The 18,586-nt window shown below is 70.7% G+C and carries 14 protein-coding genes, 1 tRNA gene and 1 pseudogene; 7 read left to right on the top strand and 9 right to left on the bottom strand.

Annotation, left to right across the window (positions count from 1 at the left end; translation table 11 throughout):
* Complete coding sequence (gene pstA, locus AC0KXF_RS09995) at window positions 1-1,080, top strand: phosphate ABC transporter permease PstA (RefSeq protein WP_473109036.1); 1,080 nt, start codon at window positions 1-3, stop codon at window positions 1,078-1,080.
* Between the two features lie 42 nt (window positions 1,081-1,122).
* A complete protein-coding gene (pstB, locus tag AC0KXF_RS10000) occupies window positions 1,123-1,902 on the top strand; it encodes a phosphate ABC transporter ATP-binding protein PstB (protein WP_473109037.1) in 780 nt (259 codons plus the stop codon).
* A gap of 199 nt (window positions 1,903-2,101) precedes the next feature.
* Here pstB and AC0KXF_RS10005 read toward each other — a convergent pair.
* A tRNA-Lys gene (locus AC0KXF_RS10005) sits at window positions 2,102-2,174 on the bottom strand.
* A 123-nt stretch (window positions 2,175-2,297) separates the two neighbouring features.
* On the opposite strand from AC0KXF_RS10005, the gene AC0KXF_RS10010 reads away from it, so the two are divergent.
* Window positions 2,298-2,930: a hypothetical protein gene (locus AC0KXF_RS10010; protein WP_473109038.1), complete on the top strand. Its 633-nt coding sequence runs from the start codon at window positions 2,298-2,300 to the stop codon at window positions 2,928-2,930.
* Window positions 2,931-3,314: 384 nt separating this feature from the next.
* Here the strand turns inward: AC0KXF_RS10010 and AC0KXF_RS10015 are convergent, their stop codons facing one another.
* The 3 genes from AC0KXF_RS10015 to AC0KXF_RS10025 form a co-directional block, all read right to left on the bottom strand.
* Complete coding sequence (locus tag AC0KXF_RS10015; protein ID WP_473109039.1) at window positions 3,315-4,385, bottom strand: NYN domain-containing protein; 1,071 nt, start codon at window positions 4,383-4,385, stop codon at window positions 3,315-3,317.
* A 25-nt stretch (window positions 4,386-4,410) separates the two neighbouring features.
* On the bottom strand, window positions 4,411-4,620 hold the full coding sequence (locus AC0KXF_RS10020; protein ID WP_473109040.1) for a DUF6458 family protein: 210 nt from the start codon (window positions 4,618-4,620) through the stop codon (window positions 4,411-4,413).
* 162 nt (window positions 4,621-4,782) lie between these two features.
* Window positions 4,783-6,315, bottom strand: coding sequence for a lipase maturation factor family protein (locus tag AC0KXF_RS10025; protein WP_473109041.1), 1,533 nt, complete (start codon window positions 6,313-6,315; stop codon window positions 4,783-4,785).
* A 165-nt stretch (window positions 6,316-6,480) separates the two neighbouring features.
* Between AC0KXF_RS10025 and AC0KXF_RS10030 the strand changes: the two genes are divergently transcribed.
* From AC0KXF_RS10030 to AC0KXF_RS10040, 3 genes are read left to right on the top strand one after another with little or no spacing between them, the layout of a single operon-like run.
* A complete protein-coding gene (locus AC0KXF_RS10030) occupies window positions 6,481-7,518 on the top strand; it encodes an ABC transporter substrate-binding protein (RefSeq protein WP_473109042.1) in 1,038 nt (345 codons plus the stop codon).
* Window positions 7,515-8,384 carry an ABC transporter ATP-binding protein gene (locus tag AC0KXF_RS10035; protein WP_473109043.1) on the top strand — a complete coding sequence of 290 codons (870 nt, stop codon included), beginning with the start codon at window positions 7,515-7,517 and terminating at the stop codon, window positions 8,382-8,384. The genes AC0KXF_RS10030 and AC0KXF_RS10035 overlap by 4 nt, the downstream gene beginning before the upstream one ends.
* A gap of 3 nt (window positions 8,385-8,387) precedes the next feature.
* Entirely contained in the window at window positions 8,388-10,052 is a 1,665-nt protein-coding gene (locus AC0KXF_RS10040) for an ABC transporter permease (protein WP_473109044.1), read from the top strand.
* 84 nt (window positions 10,053-10,136) lie between these two features.
* Here the strand turns inward: AC0KXF_RS10040 and AC0KXF_RS10045 are convergent, their stop codons facing one another.
* From AC0KXF_RS10045 to AC0KXF_RS10055, 3 genes are all read right to left on the bottom strand, one after another.
* Window positions 10,137-11,219, bottom strand: a complete 1,083-nt coding sequence (locus AC0KXF_RS10045) for a glycosyltransferase family 4 protein (protein ID WP_473109045.1) — start codon at window positions 11,217-11,219, stop codon at window positions 10,137-10,139.
* A 5-nt stretch (window positions 11,220-11,224) separates the two neighbouring features.
* Window positions 11,225-12,154: a hypothetical protein gene (locus tag AC0KXF_RS10050; protein ID WP_473109054.1), complete on the bottom strand. Its 930-nt coding sequence runs from the start codon at window positions 12,152-12,154 to the stop codon at window positions 11,225-11,227.
* Between the two features lie 97 nt (window positions 12,155-12,251).
* Entirely contained in the window at window positions 12,252-13,544 is a 1,293-nt protein-coding gene (locus AC0KXF_RS10055) for a cytochrome P450 (RefSeq protein ID WP_473109046.1), read from the bottom strand.
* Window positions 13,545-13,706: 162 nt separating this feature from the next.
* Here AC0KXF_RS10055 and AC0KXF_RS10060 point away from each other — a divergent pair, with 162 nt between their 5' ends.
* A complete protein-coding gene (locus tag AC0KXF_RS10060; RefSeq protein ID WP_473109047.1) occupies window positions 13,707-16,448 on the top strand; it encodes an AAA domain-containing protein in 2,742 nt (913 codons plus the stop codon).
* A gap of 98 nt (window positions 16,449-16,546) precedes the next feature.
* On the opposite strand, the gene AC0KXF_RS10065 is transcribed toward AC0KXF_RS10060, so the two are convergent.
* Together AC0KXF_RS10065 and AC0KXF_RS10070 are read right to left on the bottom strand one after the other, a co-directional pair.
* Window positions 16,547-17,053, bottom strand: a complete 507-nt coding sequence (locus tag AC0KXF_RS10065; protein WP_473109048.1) for a methylated-DNA--[protein]-cysteine S-methyltransferase — start codon at window positions 17,051-17,053, stop codon at window positions 16,547-16,549.
* 307 nt (window positions 17,054-17,360) lie between these two features.
* Window positions 17,361-18,425, bottom strand: a pseudogene (locus tag AC0KXF_RS10070) (glycoside hydrolase family 15 protein); the annotation flags it as partial.
* Window positions 18,426-18,586: the final 161 nt, after the last annotated feature.

Below are 18,586 nucleotides of genomic sequence, written 5' to 3' on the forward strand. Positions count from 1 at the left end.
ATGGCACTCACCGTCCGCCCCGTCTCGTCCGGCTCCGTGCTCACCGGCAATCGGCTGCCGAAGCCCGCCCCGTGGATCATCCTCGGCGCGAGCCTGGTCGTCTCACTCGCGCTCTTCGGTCTGCTCTCGGTGGCGAGCGGGGGCGAGTTCAACCTGGTGGGCGCGGTGCTCGTCGGCCTGATCCTGCACCTCGCCGTGACCACGGCCATCTCGGCCGCCGTCGAGGGTAGCCGCCAGGCGACCGACCGCTTCGTGACCAACCTCGTCACCGGCGCCTTCCTGCTCGCGATGGTGCCGCTCGTCTCGGTGGCGATCACCGTCATCGGCAACGGCATCGGACGCCTGGATCCCGAGTTCTTCAACTCCTCCATGCGCAATGTCACGGGCGAGGGCGGCGGTGCACTGCACGCCATGATGGGCACGCTGATGATCACCCTCGCGGCGACCATCATCTCGGTGCCGCTCGGCCTTATGACCTCGATCTACCTGGTCGAGTACGGCAGCGGCCGGCTGGCCAAGGTCATCACCTTCCTGGTCGATGTCATGACGGGCATCCCGTCGATCGTCGCCGGCCTGTTCGCCTACGCGGCCTTCGCACTGTTCCTCGGGCCGGGGGTGCGCATGGGCATCATCGGCTCCGTCGCGCTCTCGGTGCTGATGATCCCCGTCGTGGTGCGCTCGAGCGAGGAGATGCTGCGCCTCGTGCCCAACGAGCTGCGCGAGGCCTCGTACGCCCTGGGCGTCTCGAAGTGGCTGACTATCATGAAGGTCGTGCTGCCCACCTCGATCGCCGGAATCACCACGGGCATCATGCTCTCCATCTCGCGCGTCATCGGCGAGACCGCCCCGCTGCTCATCACTGCGGGCTTCACCGCGAGCATGAACTACAACCTCTTCAACGACCGCATGCAGTCACTGCCCGTGTTCGTGTACACCCAGTTCGCGAACCAGGGCAATCCGGCATGGGCGTTCATCGATCGAGCCTGGGCCGCCGCGCTCGTGCTCATCCTCATCGTCATGGCGCTCAACCTCATCGCACGCTTCGTGGCGAAGAAGTTCTCACCCAAGACCGGCCGCTGATCCGCCCGCTTCTCCCGCAGACCTCAGAATCAAGGAAACGCAATGTCCAAGCGCATCGAAGTCAACGACCTCAACGTCTACTACGGCAACTTCCTCGCCGTCGAGGGCGTCTCCATCAACATCGAACCGCGCAGCGTCACCGCGTTCATCGGGCCCTCGGGCTGCGGCAAGTCGACGTTCCTGCGCACGCTCAACCGCATGCACGAGGTCATCCCCGGCGCGCGCGTGGAGGGTGAGGTGCTGCTCGACGGCGATGACCTCTACGGCCCCGGCGTGGATCCCGTGCTCGTGCGCCGCCAGGTCGGCATGGTCTTCCAGCGCCCCAACCCGTTCCCCACGATGTCGATCCGCGAGAACGTGCTCGCCGGCGTCAACCTCAACAACCGCAAGATCTCGAAGAGCGACGCCGACGACCTCGTGGAGCGCTCGCTGCAGGGCGCCAACCTGTGGAACGAGGTGAAGGATCGCCTCGACAAGCCCGGCTCGGGCCTCTCGGGCGGGCAGCAGCAGCGCCTCTGCATCGCGCGCGCCATCGCGGTCTCGCCCGAGGTGCTGCTCATGGACGAGCCCTGCTCGGCGCTCGACCCGATCTCGACCCTCGCGATCGAGGATCTGATCGACGAGCTGAAGCAGGAGTACACGATCGTCATCGTGACCCACAACATGCAGCAGGCCTCGCGCGTCTCGGACCGCACCGCTTTCTTCAACATCGCCGGCACCGGCAAGCCGGGCAAGCTCATCGAATACGACGACACGTCGAAGATCTTCTCCACGCCCAGCGTGAAGGCGACCGAGGACTACGTCTCGGGCCGCTTCGGGTAGGCCGGCCTCGCGGCGGGGGCTCTTCGCCATCGGTTTCCCGCAGAGCGGAGTCTCGAATTGCTGCTTCAGCACGAACGAAGCAGCAATTCGGGACTCCGCTTTTCAGTACGAGCGCGCCCGCGAGCGCGCAGCCGAGCCCGCGAGAGGAATCTGCGGAGCCCGCGAGAGGATTCTGCGGAGTGCCGCGGCAAAAAAGAAGTAGGCCCCGCCGGGCTCGAACCGGCGACCCGCGGATTAAAAGTCCGATGCTCTACCAACTGAGCTAGAGGCCCGTGGTCACCTATTCTAATGGATTTCTCCGGGCGTTCAGTCCACGCGGGGCGGCCCGCAGCGGCGTAGACTCGCGTGGCGCGCGGCCTCGCCGCCGATCCCCCGCTTTCAATTCGAGGAGACATGTGACCCGAGAGCATCAGCGCCCCGTCTTGCAGCCGACGTCCGACTTCGACTGGATCATCGGCTCAGACGAACCGGGCGCTTCCCACCGCCTCGCCCAGGAGACCTCCTGGGCGCTGCTCGACCGCGTGCGCACAGGGGCCGACCCCGCGGTGGTCGAGCGCGTGGTAGGCCTCGCCTCGACGGGTCCCGGCATCGACGACATCGCCGAACTGTGGGCGCGCGAGGGCACGCACTCGCTCGCCGGAGTGCTCTGGCGCCTCTACCTGCTGCGGCGGGTGGTGGCGGGCGACGCCGAGGGCTCGGCGGAGCTGTTCAGACGAGGATCGGCCGCGGCCTCCACCATCGACCCCGTCGTGGCCGGCGCCGCCGAACCCGTCACGCCCGCCTCGATCGAGGAACTGTGCGACACGATTCTGCGCGGAGCCTTCGTCGGCGATCTGGGGAGCGCGCTCGACCGCGCCGCCAGTTACTGCCGCATCATGGCGCTCGGCGCCGCCGACCTCGCCGACACCCGTGACGTGCACGATGATGCCCACGCCGAGCAGCTCACCACGCGTGCACTGCGCTACTCGACGATGGCGCAGGAACTGCACGCCGGCGCCCGACGCTGGCGCGACGGCTCTCTCGCCTGACTGCGAGGTCGCGGCGGCGGGTGCCGCCCCTCGCGCACCTGCGTTACACTGGTCTCGCCGGGCCGCAGTAACCCCGGGCTCCAATTTTTGCCGCTTCGAGCGGCCTTCCGCCGAGAGGCGTTCTGCGGTCCGGTTTTTTCGTGCCCTCCCTGAACTGAGACGCTCGCCCCCTGAGCCTGTCTCGAAGGGGACGCCCTGATCCTGGCCCCGTCCAGCGCGATCGAGATGACGCCTCTGGCCGCTCACGGCGGCCCGGGAGGGCCGCAAGCGTCATCTCGATCGACCACCCTCGTTCCCTGAGCCTGTCGAAGGGGACGAGGGCAGCTTCTCGGCTCCCTTCGACAGGCTCAGGGAACGGAGGAGAGGCGCCGGGAAGACGAAACCCTACGGGTTCTGATCCCGCAGGCGCACGAGGCGCTCGTGGCCCGTCTCCTCGAGTTCCGCGACGTCGGAGCGGGACTTCAGGAAATCCGAGAACGACCGGAAGCCCAGCGCCTTCTCGTTGAACGACGGGTCCATGCGGCGCATCTGCTGCTTCACGGCTGAGCTGTGCAGCCAGCCGGAGTCGTCCTTCTCCTGGCCGAGCCAGAGCGCGCGGATGAGCAGGCCGGTCACCGCGATGTCGGCGTCCTCAGCATCATCCTCGGAACCGTCGACACCGGTGTCATCCGCCGCATATCGGCCGGGATCCGCGCTCCTCCGCTCCTCGCCGCGCCCGCGCGCGCCGCCCCGGCCGCCCGCGGACCCCTCGGTTCCTTCGGATCCCTCAGTCCCCTCGGCCCCTTCGCGGGTCGCCTCCTCGACTGCCTCGATCGCGGAGGTCTCCTTCGAGGCGGCCACGGCCTTGCCCCGTCGCTGCCGCTTCGCGGGCTGCTGCTCGCGCTGGGGCTGTTCGACGCCGGGCAGCGAGTCGTACGAGGCGAACTCGTCGCAGGCCGCGGTGAGCGCCTTGGCCGTGGATCCGGCGACGCCGATCCCGACGACGTACCGGCCGAGCCGCTTGCATCGCTGTGCCAGCGGAACGTAGTCGGAGTCCCCCGCCACGATGATCACGTGGGTGAGGTCGTCGAGGCGGAACATGTCTTCGACCGCGTCCACGGCGAGCCTGATGTCGGCGCCGTTCTTGGCGTAGGCCGCGGCCGGGAAGAGCTGCACCAGGTCGACCGCGCGGGCGACCAGCTGCGACCGGTAGTCGGCGTTGATGGGCGAGGACCAGTCGGCGTAGGCGCGCGTGAGCACAAGCGTGCCGTACGACGAGGCGTAGTCGATCACCGCCCCGACGTCGATCACCGCGTCACGGAGCCGGCCCGCGATCTCGGCGTCGGACGGATCCTCGGCGATCCGCTGCCGATCCCGCGCATAGGAGTTGCGCCCGTGCACGCGGTCGTACCAGGAGAGCACGATGTTATCGAAGTCGAGGTAGACCGCGACACGGCCGTTCTGAGTATTCGCCACGGTCTCAGTCTGCCAGTTGTCGGCCCTACTCGATGCCGCGATCGACCGGATCCGCGGCTCCCGCGCCTCGGCGACGCGAGAAGAAGAGGATCAGCGAGATGAAGAAGATCACGGCACCCGCTCCCATCAGGAGGTAGCCGACCATGTTGAGGTCGATCCACGCGACCTGGACGTTGAGTGCGAACGCCATGATCGCACCGATGACGAAGAGCACGATCCCCGATCCCATACCCATGAGCTTCTCCTCTCGCTGTTCCGGCGATGCCGAGCGCGGCCCTCGGGCCCCGCGCCGCCCACTCTCCGGAGACGGACGTGCACCCAGACTCACCCTCGAGCGGGCCCCGGGCAAGGGGGTTGACATCACGAGCGCCGATACGGGCCCCCACCGCTCCGGCCCTCACCCGGCGAACCGCTCGAGGCTCACGGGCCGCACCAGTTCGCTGCGGCGATCCCGCACCCACACCGCACCGTCGGCCCGATGCTCGGCTCGCGAGGCGAAGCGGTAGCGATACGACACCACGCGCACCCACCGGGGTCGCTCGCCGCCGAAGGGATCGCGCCGCAGCAGGGCGAGGGTCGGGGCGTCGGCCTCGAGCAGGCGCACCAGCAGCATCGTGAACCAGTCGTCGAGCGATCGGCCGAGCGGCAGGAACCACATGAGCCAGTCGAGCCGCAGGTGGTACGGCGCGAACTGCCGCGGCACGCGCCGCACATCGCCCGGCTTGCCCTTGAACTCGTATTCCCGCCAGTCGGCCGCGCCCGGATCCTCGTCGCTCGTCCCCTCGATGACGTACTCGACGCGCACCCTCGTGACGGTGCCGAACGCACCGTAGGCGTTGGCGAGCTGCCAGCGGTTGAAGCTCGCGTTCATGAGCTGACGGTGCGCGAAGAGGTTGCGCAGGGCGGGCCCGCTGAGCACGACCATGAGCAGGGAGACTACCGAGGTGATGACGAACCAGTAGAGCGGCAGGCCGCCGAGCCACGCGAGGGCACCGGATCCCGACGGCCCCGCGCCCGGGGCGCGGCCGTCAGCGGATCCGGATCCCGCAGTTCCCCCACCGATGCCCGGCACCGAGACCGCCGAGCACGCGAGCACGATCGTGGCCCAGTTGAGCCAGGCGAAGTTGCCGGTGAGCACCAGCCAGAGCTGTGTCGCGATGATGATCGCGGCGGCAGCGGTGCCGACGATGCCGGGAACGGGGCCGGGGATCCAGAAACCGAGGATCGGCGCGAACAGGAGGAACGGCACGACGAGCTGAGCGAAGTGGCTGCCGATCACCTCTCCACGGTGGAACCACTTCGGCAGCAGGTGCGCCTGGCGGCTGAGCGGACCCGGCATCGGCTGCGTCTCGTGGTGATACATGAGCGCTGTCAGGTCGCGCCACTCCCGGCCGCCGCGCATCTTGATCATGCCGGCGCCGAACTCGAGCCGGAAGACGAGCCACCAGAACAGCACGATCACCGCGGTCGGCGGCGGCTGATCCCGCGATCCCAGGAATGCGGCGAGAAACCCGGCCTCGAGCAGCAGCATCTCCCATCCGAACCCGTAGAAGGTCTGGCCGATGCTCGAGATCGACATGTAGCCGAACCACAGCGCGAGGAAGGCGAGCATCGGCACCCACGGCGGGGCCAGCTGCGGCACGCCCGCCACGAGCAGCGCGGAGACCGCGATGCCGATCCAGCAGAGGGCCGCGAGGCGACGATCGGTGTATCGCACGCGTCGGAAGAGCGTGGGCCGGATCAGCTTCGCACGGGCGGGGGCGGATCGCACCCACTCGAGCAGCGCAGGCGCCGGCAGCAGACCGCGATCCCCGAGCAGGGGTCTGAACTGGTTCAGCGTCGAGATGAACGCGATGAGGTACAGCGCCGCGATCCCCCGCTGGAGAACCTCGCGCGCGAGCCAGAAATCGACAGCCGCGAACCCGTCCATGCCGCAGAGCGTACGCCTGGCGAACCGGGGCCGCCAGGGGGTTGCCATAGAAGGCGAGCCCGCCGCAAGCCCTCTGGCACCGGGCGCCCTCGCCACTAGACTGTGGTCACGCGCCGGGCGGGAGGGAAGCCGGGGCGCGTGCATGAGTCGATCTTCGGAGGTCACATGTCTGCGCCAGCTCTCACCCGTCGTGCGCTGCTCGGGGGCGCCGGCGCTCTCGCTCTCGGAGGCCTCGTCGGCTGCGCCCGCGGCGCGACCTCGGGAGCGGGAGGCGGCGGAGCCGGCGGCGATATCACCTACCAGCTGTCGTGGACGCACTCGGTGCAGTTCGGCGGCACCTATCTGGCGCAGGATCGCGGGCTGTTCGAGGATCTGGGTCTGAACGTGCGGCTCGCCCCCGGCGGGCCCAATGTGGCAGGCGACACTACCACGGTGAGCGGGCAGGCGCTCATGAACATCTCGTCGGCGGACGGCGTGGCTCGATCCAATGCGGAGGGTGCCGACCTCGTGATCATCGGCGCCCAGTATCAGAAGAGCCCGGGCACGATCCTCTCGCTCGCGGATGCTCCGCTGCAGCAGCCGGGCGACCTCGTGGGCAAGAAGATCGGGGTGGCCGGCACCGACACCCCGGCGCTCGAGGCTTTCCTCGCGCTCAACGACCTCGAGCAGGAGCAGGTCGAATTCGTGCCCAGCCAGTACGATCCGGCGGTGCTCACGGCCGGGCAGGTCGACGGCCTCTACTGCTTCTACAACGACCTGCCCGTCGCGCTCGCGGTGCAGGGTGTCGAAGCGCACTCGATGCTGCTCGCGGACTTCGGCTACAACCCGATGAGTCAGACCTGCACGGTGCTGCGATCGAGCCTCGAGGACGAGCAGAAGCGGGATCAGATCGTGCGCCTCTTGCGCGGCGACGCCCAGGGGTGGCAGCTCTACCGGGAGAACCCGGGTGCCGCCGCCGACCTCGTGGTCGAGCTGTACCCCGATGCCGGGCTCGACCTCGCCACGCAGCAGAAGCAGGCCGAGGTGCAGCTCGACATCATGTTCTCGGAGGCGACGGACGAGTTCGGCTTCGGCTGGTTCACCGAAGAGCAGGTCGAGCAGAATCTGCAGCTGTTCGAGCTGCTCGGCATCGAGGGGGCGACTGAGGAGCTGTGGGATCACTCCGTCCTCGACGAGGTCTACGAGAACGGTCCCACCGCGTGAGCACGGCTGCGCGCGGTCGAGCCGCCCCGGGCGAGCAGCATGCCGCTCCGCACGCCCGGCCCGCCCCGAGGGTCGTGTGCTCGGCGGTCGCCAAGACGTTCCCTGCCGGCGGCTCGGGCAGCGCACGCGGGGCGGGCGAAACGCTCGCGGCGCTCGAACCGATCGACCTGACGCTCGATGCGGGATCGGTGACGGCCCTCGTCGGCCCGTCGGGATGCGGCAAGTCGACGCTGCTGCGGATCATCGCCGGTCTGGAGCACCCCGACGCCGGAGGCGAGGTGCGGATCGACGACGACGCACCCGAGGATCTGCGCGGCCGCGGCGAACTGGCGGTCGCCTTCCAGGACGCGTCGCTGCTGCCGTGGCGCACGACCGCCGCCAACGTGGCCCTCGCCCAGCGGCTCGCGCGCCGGCCCGTCGACCGGGACCGCATCGCGGAGCTGCTGCGCCTGGTCGGACTCGAGGGGTTCGAGCGGGCCCGCCCCGCCGAGCTCTCGGGCGGCATGAGGCAGCGCGCGGCCATCGCGCGCTGCCTCATCACCGAACCGCGGCTGCTGCTGCTCGACGAGCCGTTCGGGGCGGTCGACGAGCTCACCAGGAGGCGCCTCAACATCGAGTTGCCGCCGCTCTGGTCGGGCACCCAGACCACCACGCTGCTCGTGACCCACTCGATCTCCGAGGCGGTGCTGCTCGCCGATCGGGTGCTGGTGATGTCGCCCCGACCGGGCTCGATCGTCGCCGATATCCCGGTGGATCTCGAGCGGCCGCGCAGCCACGAGCATCTGCGCGGAGCCCGGTTCGCCGAGCTCGTGGAGCAGATCGGCGCGCTGCTCGGCGTCGACGAGACCGCGACCGCGCCGGGCTGAACGATGGTGCTGAGCAGTCCCCCGACCGCGCGCGAGGAGGAGCACGAGACGGCTCCGGCGATCGCATCGCGCGCCCGCCGCGCGACGAGGGCCGGGTCGCGCGGGGCTGCGGTCGCGCGCACCGTGCTCGCGTGGGCCGCCGTGGTCGGCCTGTGGGAACTGCTCGGTCGCACGCTGCTCTCGGGGCGGCACCTCATCGGGTCGCCCTCGGGTATCGTGCTGAAGCTCGTCGAGAACGCCGAGGTCTACGGACGCGGGCTGCTGTTCACCGTTCGAGAGGCCGCGGCCGGCTATCTGTTCGGCAACCTCGCGGCTGTGCTGCTGGCGCTGCTCGTGGTGCTGCTGCCCGGTCTCGAACGCGTCGTGCTGCGATTCGCCCTCGTCGTATACTGCCTGCCCCTTGTGGCGCTCGGACCGCTGCTGCGACTCGTGTACGGGTTCGGCGACGGGCCGCAGATCACCCTGGCCGCGCTGGCCGTCTACTATCTGACGCTCGTGCCGCTGCTCGTCGGGCTGCGGGCCGTGCCTCGCTCGTGGCTCGACCTGACCGCCTCGTACGGCCGCGGCCGGTGGACCGCCCTCGTCACCGTGCGGGCGCGCGCGGCCCTGCCCTACCTGATGGCCGGTCTGCAAGCATCGGTGCCGGCGGCCTTCCTCGGCGCGCTGGTCGGCGAGTTAACGGGGGCAGAGCGGGGGCTCGGAGTGCTGTCGATCCTCGCCCTGCGCAGCCTCGACACCGACGGGCTCTGGGCGCTCATGCTGCTCAGCGCGGCGGTCTCGCTGATCGGGTACGGGATCGTCTCGGCGATCGCCCGTCGCGTCACACCCGAGCGGCCCACCGTGCTGCTCACGCCTCCGCGCTCGGGTCCGCGAAGGTCGCCGCTCGCGCGCTGGGGCCGGGCGATCGCGGGCACGGCGGTGACGGCCGCGCTCGTGCTCGTCGCCTGGATCGTGCTCTTCGAGGTGCTGGGGCTCGATCCCTACTTCGCGAAGCGTCCGTGGGACGTGTGGGAGTGGCTCGTGGCCTCCAGCGACGCCGGGGAGCACCGCGTCGAGCTGCTCGCCGCGACGGGCGAGACCGTGGCGGTCGCGATCCCCGGATACTTCGCGGGTCTGCTGCTGGGGCTGCTGCTCGCGGTCGCGTTCTCACTGTCGGCACGCGTGAGCCGGGCGCTCACCCCGGTCGCGGTCGCCCTGCGCTGCGTGCCGATCATCGCGATCGCGCCCCTGCTCGTCGCCGCTCTCGGGCGCGGCCCGTTCGGCACGGCCGTGGTGGTGGCGATCATGACGTTCTTCCCCACGCTCGTGTCCTGCCTCTACGGGCTCAGGCAGCTGCCGGGGCAGGTGATCGACGTGTTCGCGACGTACGCGACGCCCTCGCCGCGCGTGCTGCTGCTCGGTCGCCTGCCCGCGATGGCGCCCGCCTTCTTCTCGGCCGCGAGGATCGCCGCGCCGACGGCGATCCTCGCGGCGACCGTGGCGGAGTGGCTCGCCACTGGCACGGGCCTCGGCAACATGATGGCGGTCGACGCGGCGACGAGCCGGTACACCTCGCTCTGGTCGACCGTGGTGGTGGTCACGCTGATCTCGCTCGTCGCGTACGCGCTGGTGGAGTTCGTCGAGGCGCGCGTGCTGCGCCGCGTAGCGCCCGAGCAGATGGGCTGGTAGGACGCGGCATTCCGCCGGCAGGATGACGGGGCAGACTGACGGGGCAGACTCGACTCTTCGGCTTCGCGCAGAATGACGAGCGGATCACCCTGCGGGGCTCGAGCCCTTCCCGGTGAACCCCTCGGCGATGGCCCCCGCTGCGGCCTCCCAGGTGGGCAGGCGCGGTCGCAGTTCGGCCGCGCGAGCGCGCCAACGCTCGCGGAGTTCGGGATCGCCCAGCCAGCTCCGCAGCCGGCCCGTCAGCTGCTCGACGTCGCCTGGCGCGAACTGCGCTCCCGCGCCCTGCTGCGCCTCGACGGCCCCGGTCCCGAGCGGCACGATCGAGGGGATGCCGCGCGCCAGCGCCTCGCTGACGACCATGCCGTACGCCTCGGCGCGCGCGGTGTGCACGAGCAGGTCGGTGCGCGCCCAGGTCTCCTCGAGCTCGGCTCCCGTGCGCGGGCCCGTGATCTCGATCCTGCCGCCCAGGTCCGCGCGCTCGATGCGGCGCAGCAGCTCGCGACGGAGATCCGGATCCACCGTGTCGGGCCCCACCAGGCTCGCCGACCACGGCAGCTCCCTCACGCCGGCGAGCGCGTCGACGAGGGTGAGCGGATCCTTCGTCTCCGTGAGCCGCCCCAGCCAGAGCAGCGCGGGCGCGCCCCCGGCGCGCTCAGAGCCGCGCGCCGGCTCCGCCCGCGTCACTCCGGGGACCGCGACCAGCGCGTCGGTGCGGCCGTAGCGCGCCGCGATCTCCCGCGCGGTCCAGGCGCTCGTCGCCACGACCGTGCTCGCCGCCCGTACCGCCTCAGCCTCCGATGCGGCGAGCGCGGCCCGCTCGCCCGGCGGCAGCGCGGAGTCGTCGGAGGGGAAGTAGTGCATCAGCATCACCACCTTGCGGCCCGCCCGGGTCGCCTCCGCGATCGCCTCGGGCGCCGCGGAACCCACGATGTTCTCGATCAGCCAGCACCGCTCGGCTCGCAGCAGCGACGCGAATGCTCGTCGGTGACGGGGATCGGGCACCGGCCACTGCCCCGTCACCGGGTACTCGTGCACATCGAATCCGAGGGTGCGCAGCGCGGCCGAGACCTCGTCGTCGTAGCGGTTGCCCCCGCTGGCGACGTCGCTGCGCCAGCGGGCGAAGCCGATCCGGCGATCCGCACCCCGCGCACACTCCGCACCCGTCACGCCCGTCACTCCTCCAGTTCGCCGCCCACGCGCTCGCGCCGCGACCCACGACGCACCGAACCCGCGGCCCGCTTCACCGTGCGCCCGACCGCGCCGGCGCCCGCCGCGATCGAACCGCCCGCCGTGCGCGCACCGCGCAGCATGCGGCGCTCGAGCTTCTCCGCACCCTCGCGCGGCGCGAGCTCGGGTGCGAAGCCGAGAGGGGCGGGGCCGAACGCGCGGCGAGACGCGGCGACCACACGACGCCCGAGAATGTGGTTGCCCGCGCCGCCGACGGCGGCGCCGATCCCGAACGGCAGCGCCTTGCCCACTACCGAACCGCCGCCGATCTTCGCGAAGTGCCTGACGAACGAGCGTTGCAGCTTGTCGAGCACCGGCCTCACCGCACCGCGGGGCAGCGACTTCGTGACCGTCTCGCCCCAGAACGCGGATCGCCCGATTCCCCTGCCCGCGACCTGCTTCGTGAGCTGCCCCAGCAGCTCGCCCGCCTCCTGGCCGAGCATGAGCGTCATCACGAGCATGCGGGCGCGGTCCGGATCCTCGACCGGGATGCCGTGCACCTCCGCCACCGACTGCGCGAAGAGGGCCGTGCTCTCGAGGAAGCCCGCGGTCTCGACCCCCGACAGCGCGAGCGTGACGGGCGTGCTGATACCGGGGATCACCGCGGTCGCGCCCACGGCCGCTCCCCCGCCCGTGATCGCGAGCAGGTAGCGGCGCTCGAGCATGCGGATCACCTGCTCGGGACTCGCGTCCGGGTGGCGCAGCCGCACGCTGCGAATGTGGGCGAGCACGGCCGGGCGCTGCACCGCGAGCGCACGGTCGAGCGCGCGGGCGAGGCCGGGGCGGTGCTGCATCGTCTCGGGCTGGAGCGCGGGATCCGGCGCGTTCGCAGCGGTCTGCAGTTCGTTCACGCCGTGATTGTACGGACCGCGCATGGGAGCGCCGGGTGTGTTCTCAGTGTGCGAGCTTCGCATGTCGTCTCCTGCGTGTGGTTCTGCCTGACCGGATCGGGGAGGGGTCCCGATCCGGCCCTCAGTGGAACGGGCATCGCCCCGTGCCCGACGCAGCGGCGATCCGCCCGCCCGACGCGGGCTTGGTCGGCAGCCTGCGGCGGTTCACCTCGAGGCCGTGACCCAGGATCCGCACCCGCTCGTCGCTCAGCGCCGCGACCGCGGCGGCGAGGCTCGCGATCGCGAGCTTCTCGCCGGGGCACCGGTGCCCGCCCGCGACCGACCCGCCGCCCTGCGGCACGAACGCGGTCAGCGCCTCGTAATCCTCGACCCCCGCGAAGCGCTCGGGATCGAAGCGGGCGGGCCGATCCCACGATCGCGCGTCGAGATCGGTGCCCAGCACGTCGAGCACGATCCGGCCGCCCGCGGACAGCCGCTGACCGTCGAGCTCGATGTCCACGAGCGCCCACGCGGGCAGAACGGGCACGAAAGGTGCGGTGCGGCGGATCTCCTGGGCGAAGGCCACCGCGAGCGGGCCGTCGATGAAGGTGCCCCGGTCGGCCGTCTCGGCGGCGATGCGGGCGCGCCATTCGGGCCGGTCGTGCAGTTCCTTCGCGGCGAAGGCCACGAAGCGCGCCACCGCGATCAGCGGCCGAATGCAATTCTGCAGCTCGACGCCCGCGAGCTCGGCCGGCAGCAGGTCGCCGTTCTCATCTCGGTGCCACGCCCACGCGTGGAGGGCCGTACCCTCGGCGGCGTCCAGGCGGCCCGAGCGCACGGCCTCGATGAGCCGACGCGCGTGGCGATCCGACCAGGCGCGATTCGCGACCGCGAGCACGAACGACGGCGAGTAGGGTGCGCCGAATCCGTCGACGATCTGGGCGAGCCGGGCAGCCCATCGGGTCTGCGCGGCGGCAGTGCCCGGCAGACCGGCCCACTGCATGCCCGAACGTCCCAGCACGCCGACCGCGGCGTCGTAGGCGGATCGGTCGCTTCCGGCGGCCCAGTCCGCGACCTCCGCCTGCCACTGCTCATCGAGCAGCGGTTTCAGCTTCCCGACCTGCTCGTCCTCGTAGGCGACATCGACGAAGGTCGCCTTGCGGTGGCGGTGCTCGGCTCCGTCGAGGCTGTGCACCGAACCGTGCCCGAACAGGGTCTCCTGCACGAAGGCGGGCATGGCTCCGTGGCGGGCGATGCGGTCCTCGTCGTAGAACAGCGCGACCCCCTCGTCGCCGCGCACCAGCATCGCCTCCCTGCCGAGCAGTCGCAGCGGGGCGGATCGCGCGCCGCTCCGCACGCGCTCCCAGATGCGCGCCCCGAAACCGTAGCCGCGGGTGAGGAGCGAGAGGGTGTCGTCGCGCAGGATGCTGCTCATCGGTGGTCCTTTCTCGGGCGGCCGCCCGGACGGGCGGCACTCGGTGTGGCATCAGATTGGCAGGGCCGGGAAGGCGCTGCCAAGGGGGCGCGCGAGACCGGCCGTTGTGGTAAGCGGACGGACGTCCGTGGCATTTCTCCGGACGAGCAGTAGGGTCGGAGTGTGACTGCAGATGGCTCGACGGACCGGCAGCAGCCGCTCGAGTGGGGCGAGCTGCACGCGAAGACGCTGGCCGCGGCCGAGGCGAAGCTGGCGCAGGTGATCAGCGCGAGCCGCGGCGTCGAGCTGCCCGCTCAACCTGTCGTCTGGGAGCCGTCGACCACGGAGCTCGCCATCGTCGTGGGAACGCCGCGCGGGGTCTTCTGGAAGGAGTCGCACTTCTACCTGGTCGACGACACCCTCGACCCGAGCCGCGTCGAGAACCGGCACAGGGTCGAGTACCGCGCCTATCACTCGCGGAACGGGCTGCTGCGGCTCACGATCCCGCCCGAGGCGCAGGAGGCGCTCGCCGATGCGGTGAGGGTGCGCGCGTTCCGCGTCGAGCGCAGCGACGTCGCCTTCGCGCAGCAGTGGCGAGACGCGATCGCGGGGATGGATCGCGGCCCGCGCGCTCTCGATCTCTGGTCGGGCCGCGCCGCTCCTCTGACGCCGTGGAGCCCCGGCCACCTGCCGTCCGACCGCGCGCTCAACCCCGGCCAGCAGCGCGCCCTGGCCGCGATGACCGCGCCGGGCGGGTTCTTCGTCTGGGGGCCGCCGGGCACCGGCAAGACCACGGTCATCACGAGCGCAGTGCATCGGGCGCTCGCCGCCGGGCAGTCCGTGCTCGTCACGTCGCACACGAACGTCTCGGTCGACAACGTGCTCAAGAGCCTCGTCGAGGACGACACCGCATACGGCCTCGGCATGGTGGAGCCCGGCCGCGTGATCCGGCACAGCCCGAAGGATCTCGACAGGGTGCTGGGCTCCGTGCGCGACCACGAGTCTCTGCTCCTCGAGAAGGCCGCCGCGGTGCTGACGCGACACGACGAGCGCTTGAAGGAGATCGACGAGCAGCTGCGGAGCAACAGCGAGCACCCCGACCGCGGCCGGGAGCAGGACGTCCATGACGAGCTGATCCGCCTCGAGGTCGATATCGAGGCGGTGCGGCGGGCTCGGCGGACGGAGCCGCTGCGCGACGAACTCGCCGCGACCCTGGCGCTGCTCGGAGAGCTCGAGGAATCGTGCGAGCGACTCGAGCAGGAGATCGCGAAGCGCGCGAGCGGGGCCGCGGCGTTCGCCGGGCTCGACGACGAGATCGCGGCGGCGCGCGCCGAGTACGAGGGGCTGCTCGAGGCCCGCTCCCGCTGGGCTGCGCAGCGCGAGTCGGACACCGGTGACCTGACGCGCCTGGCGCACGAGATCGACGCCGCTCATGCCTGTCAGCAGGCCGCAGAGCTGCGGCTGGAGTCGGCCGCGGCCCGACTTCTCCCGTGGGTGGCCCGCCGGCACAGGCTCGCGAGCCTCGAAGCGGCCGGAGCGGTCTCCGAGATGCTGGCTCAGGACCAGCAGGCCCGCGACGCACTGCGGCGGGCCGACACCGCCCTGCAGAGCATCGCCGACGACCTTCGAGAGCGCGAGCCGCGCCGCGCATTCCTCGAGCAGCAGGCGCGACGGCGCGACGAGCTCCTCAGGGAGGCTGAGAAGCTACGGGCGCGGCGACGGAGCGAACAGGAACGGACCCGGCCCCTGCGCGAGCGCGGCGCCGAACTGCGCAGCACCGTGGAAGCCGACGGATGGAGCGACGACGCCTATCTCGAACTGCGCGAGAACGGGCGCTGGGATCTCGTGGGGGTGTTCGACGCGCTGCTGGATCGCGTCACCGAGCTGGACGAGGAGCGGAAGGAGCTCGAGAACCGGAAGAAGCGCCTCGCCGACGAGTTCGAGCAGAAGAAGCAGGATCTACTGGCCACCGCTCCGGTGATCGCCACCACGCTCACCTCGCTGAGCTTCAACCCGGCGCTGCTGCAGCGCCGCTTCGATGTCGTGATCATCGACGAGGCGGCCAGCGCGGAGGCCGCGGCCGTCGTCTACGCGGCGGCGAAGGCCGACACGACACTCGCGATCGTGGGCGACTTCCTGCAGAACGCGCCGATCGCCGAGGCCGAGGCAGACGACGGCGAGGACGAGGATCAGCTCGAACTCGTGCGCTGGCGCACCCACGACGTCTTCGCTCTCGCCGGCATCACCGACCGGGCGAGCGCCGAGCGGCACCCCCGCTGCGTGGCCATCTCGCGCCAGTACCGCTACCCGCCGATCATCGCCGACACCGTCAACGAGTTCTGCTACGACGGACTGCTCGAGAGCCACCAGGGTGAGGACGAGAGCGGCGATCCGGTGATCACCTTCCTCGATACCTCCGCGCTCGCCGGGCGCGAGTTCTCGCGCATGAGCGGCAGCTGGCGGTGCGAGCGCACCGCGGAGGCCGCGGTTGCTCTCGCGGCGGGCATCGGCGCAAGATCGATCGGTGCGGGATCGGGAGGTTCGGGATCGGTCGGCTACGTCACCCCCTACGCGCCCCAGGCGACCGCGGTGCAGCGGGGGTTCCGCGCGCGGGGTCTCGATTTCGAGGCGGGCACCTCGCACCGCTTCCAGGGGCGCGAATTCGACACCGTGATCTTCGATCTCATGCAGGACGACCGCCCGCGCTGGGTGGCGGCGGCCGATCTCCGGGGGCCGAAACGCGCAGTCTCGGCCGCGAAGCTGCTGAACGTCGCGATGACGCGAGCGAAGCGCAAGCTCTACCTCATCGGCGACTGGCGCTTCGTGCGCGGACACGATACGCCGGGCATGCAGGCCCTCACGGCGCTCGAGAGGCGCGCGAACTTCGAGGTGCGGGATCTCGCCGACTACCTGCGCGGCGTGTGAGCGGGTTCGGATCCCGAGCGCACGCGTGCGTCGGCCCGCGGATCCGCGGCCGCGGCTCGCGGGTTCGGTGGAGGCGCCGGCGGGATCTGCGGCCGTGCTCAGAACAGGGCTGTCGGCAGCGCGCCCTCGTGCTCGAGCAGCCATCGCTTGGTGATCAATCCCTCTCCGGGGTCGCCCCCGGAGTACCCGCCGAGCCCGTCGCCGGCCACGACGCGGTGGCAGGGCACGAGGATCGGGATCGGGTTGGCGCCCATGATGGAGCCGATGCCGCGGGCCGGCACTCCGCTGCCGCTGCGCGCGGCGAGTTCGCCGTAGGTGACGGTCTCGCCGAAGCGCACCGTCTCGTGCAGGGCGGCGAGCACCGCGGCGGCCGAAGCCGACTGGGGGCCGAGGTCGAACGGGAGGTCGAACTCGGTCAGCCGCCCCGCGAAGTACGCCCGCAGCTGCGCGAGCGCTTCACCGAGCAGCGGATCGGCGTGCGCGCCGCCGGTCTCGGACGCGTCCGAAGGCGGTTGCATCCGCCACCCCACGCCGGTGACCGCGGTGCCGGTGCTGACCACTCCGATGACGCCCACGGGAGAGGCCAGTGTCGCGAAGAAGGTCATGGCTCGATGGTAGCCGGGAGCAGGGAATAACGATCGGGGATCCGGCGTTGCATCGCGCACCAGGATGATCACCGCCCTCGTTCCGGGCATCGTGCCCCGGTCGAGGACGATCGGGAAGGAGGACATCATGATCACGGTGAACAGCGTTGTGCACCCGACTTCGGGCATGGTCTTCGCGCCCGGTCCGGAGTGGGAGAGCGCCGACGGTTACGACTGGATCACGGTCGGCGAGCCTCCCTGCTAGGCAGGGGTGGGAGATCGGAACTGCGCCCGTTCGCAGCCGGATCCCCGGATCCGGCTGCGTGTTTCATTCATCGGTCGGCTCGTTCCGGGTATCGACGGGGATGCGGTCCTCGGTGGTCGGCGAACCGCCGGATAGGAAGTGGTAGGCGGTGCGCACCAGCGCGAGGTGGCTGAAGGCCTGCGGCATGTTGCCGAGCTGCCGGGATCCGCGAACATCCCACTCCTCGCTCAGCAGACCGACATCGTTGCGCAGGGAGAGCAGGCGCGTGAACAGTTCTTCGGCCTCCTCTCGGCGCCCGGCCCCGATCAGTGCGTCGACCAGCCAGAATGAGCAGGCCAGGAAGACGCCCTCGGTGCCGGGCAGCCCGTCGTCGCTGTGCTCCGGGCGATACCGCAGCACGAACCCGTCCTCCGTGAGATCCCGCTGGATGGCCTCGATCGTGCCGATGACCCGCGGATCGTCCGGCGGCAGGAAGCCCACGCGCGGGATCATCAGCAGTGACGCGTCCAGATGCCGGGATCCGTAGGACTGCACGAACGAGTTCATGGAGGCGTCGTATCCGTTGTCCAGGATGTCCCTGCGGATGCGGGCGCGCAACCGCTCCCACGCGCGGACGTTCCCGGGCAGTCCGTGCTGCCTGGCGCTCTTGATCATTCGATCCACCGCGACCCAGCACATCAGCTTGGAGTGGGTGAAGTGGCGGCGTGGGCCGCGCATCTCCCACAGGCCGTTATCGGGCCGCTCCCAGATCTCGCGCAGGTGATCCAGCAGCGCCCGCTGCACCGCCCACGCGTCTCTTCCCGGACCGATCGTCTCCCTGGTCAGGGCGAGGCCGTCGAGCAGCTCGCCCCACACGTCGAGCTGCAACTGGTCGGCCGCCGCGTTGCCTATTCGGACCGGCGCGGCCCCCTCGAAGCCGGCCAGCCAGTCGAGGGTCTCCTCGGGGAGCCGTCGCCTCCCGTCGAGGCCGTACATGATCTTGAGCTCCGCGGGATCCCCCGCGACGGCCCTGAGCAGCCAGTCGCGCCACGCGCGCGCCTCGTCCGTGTACCCCGCGGTGATGAGGGCCTGCAGGGCGAGGGTCGCGTCGCGGAGCCAGCAGTACCGGTAGTCCCAGTTCCGCGGCCCCGGGTCTGTTGCACGAGTTGGTGACATTCGACATGGCTAGTTTCGGCTGGCCTGGAAGGAGGATCACTATGGCAACCAGGTATCCGCAGGAGTTCCGTGATGACGTCGTGCGCGTCGCCATGAACCGTGAACCCGGCGTTACGATCGCGCAGATTGCGAAG

The sequence above is a fragment of the Leucobacter holotrichiae genome (assembly GCF_055791005.1).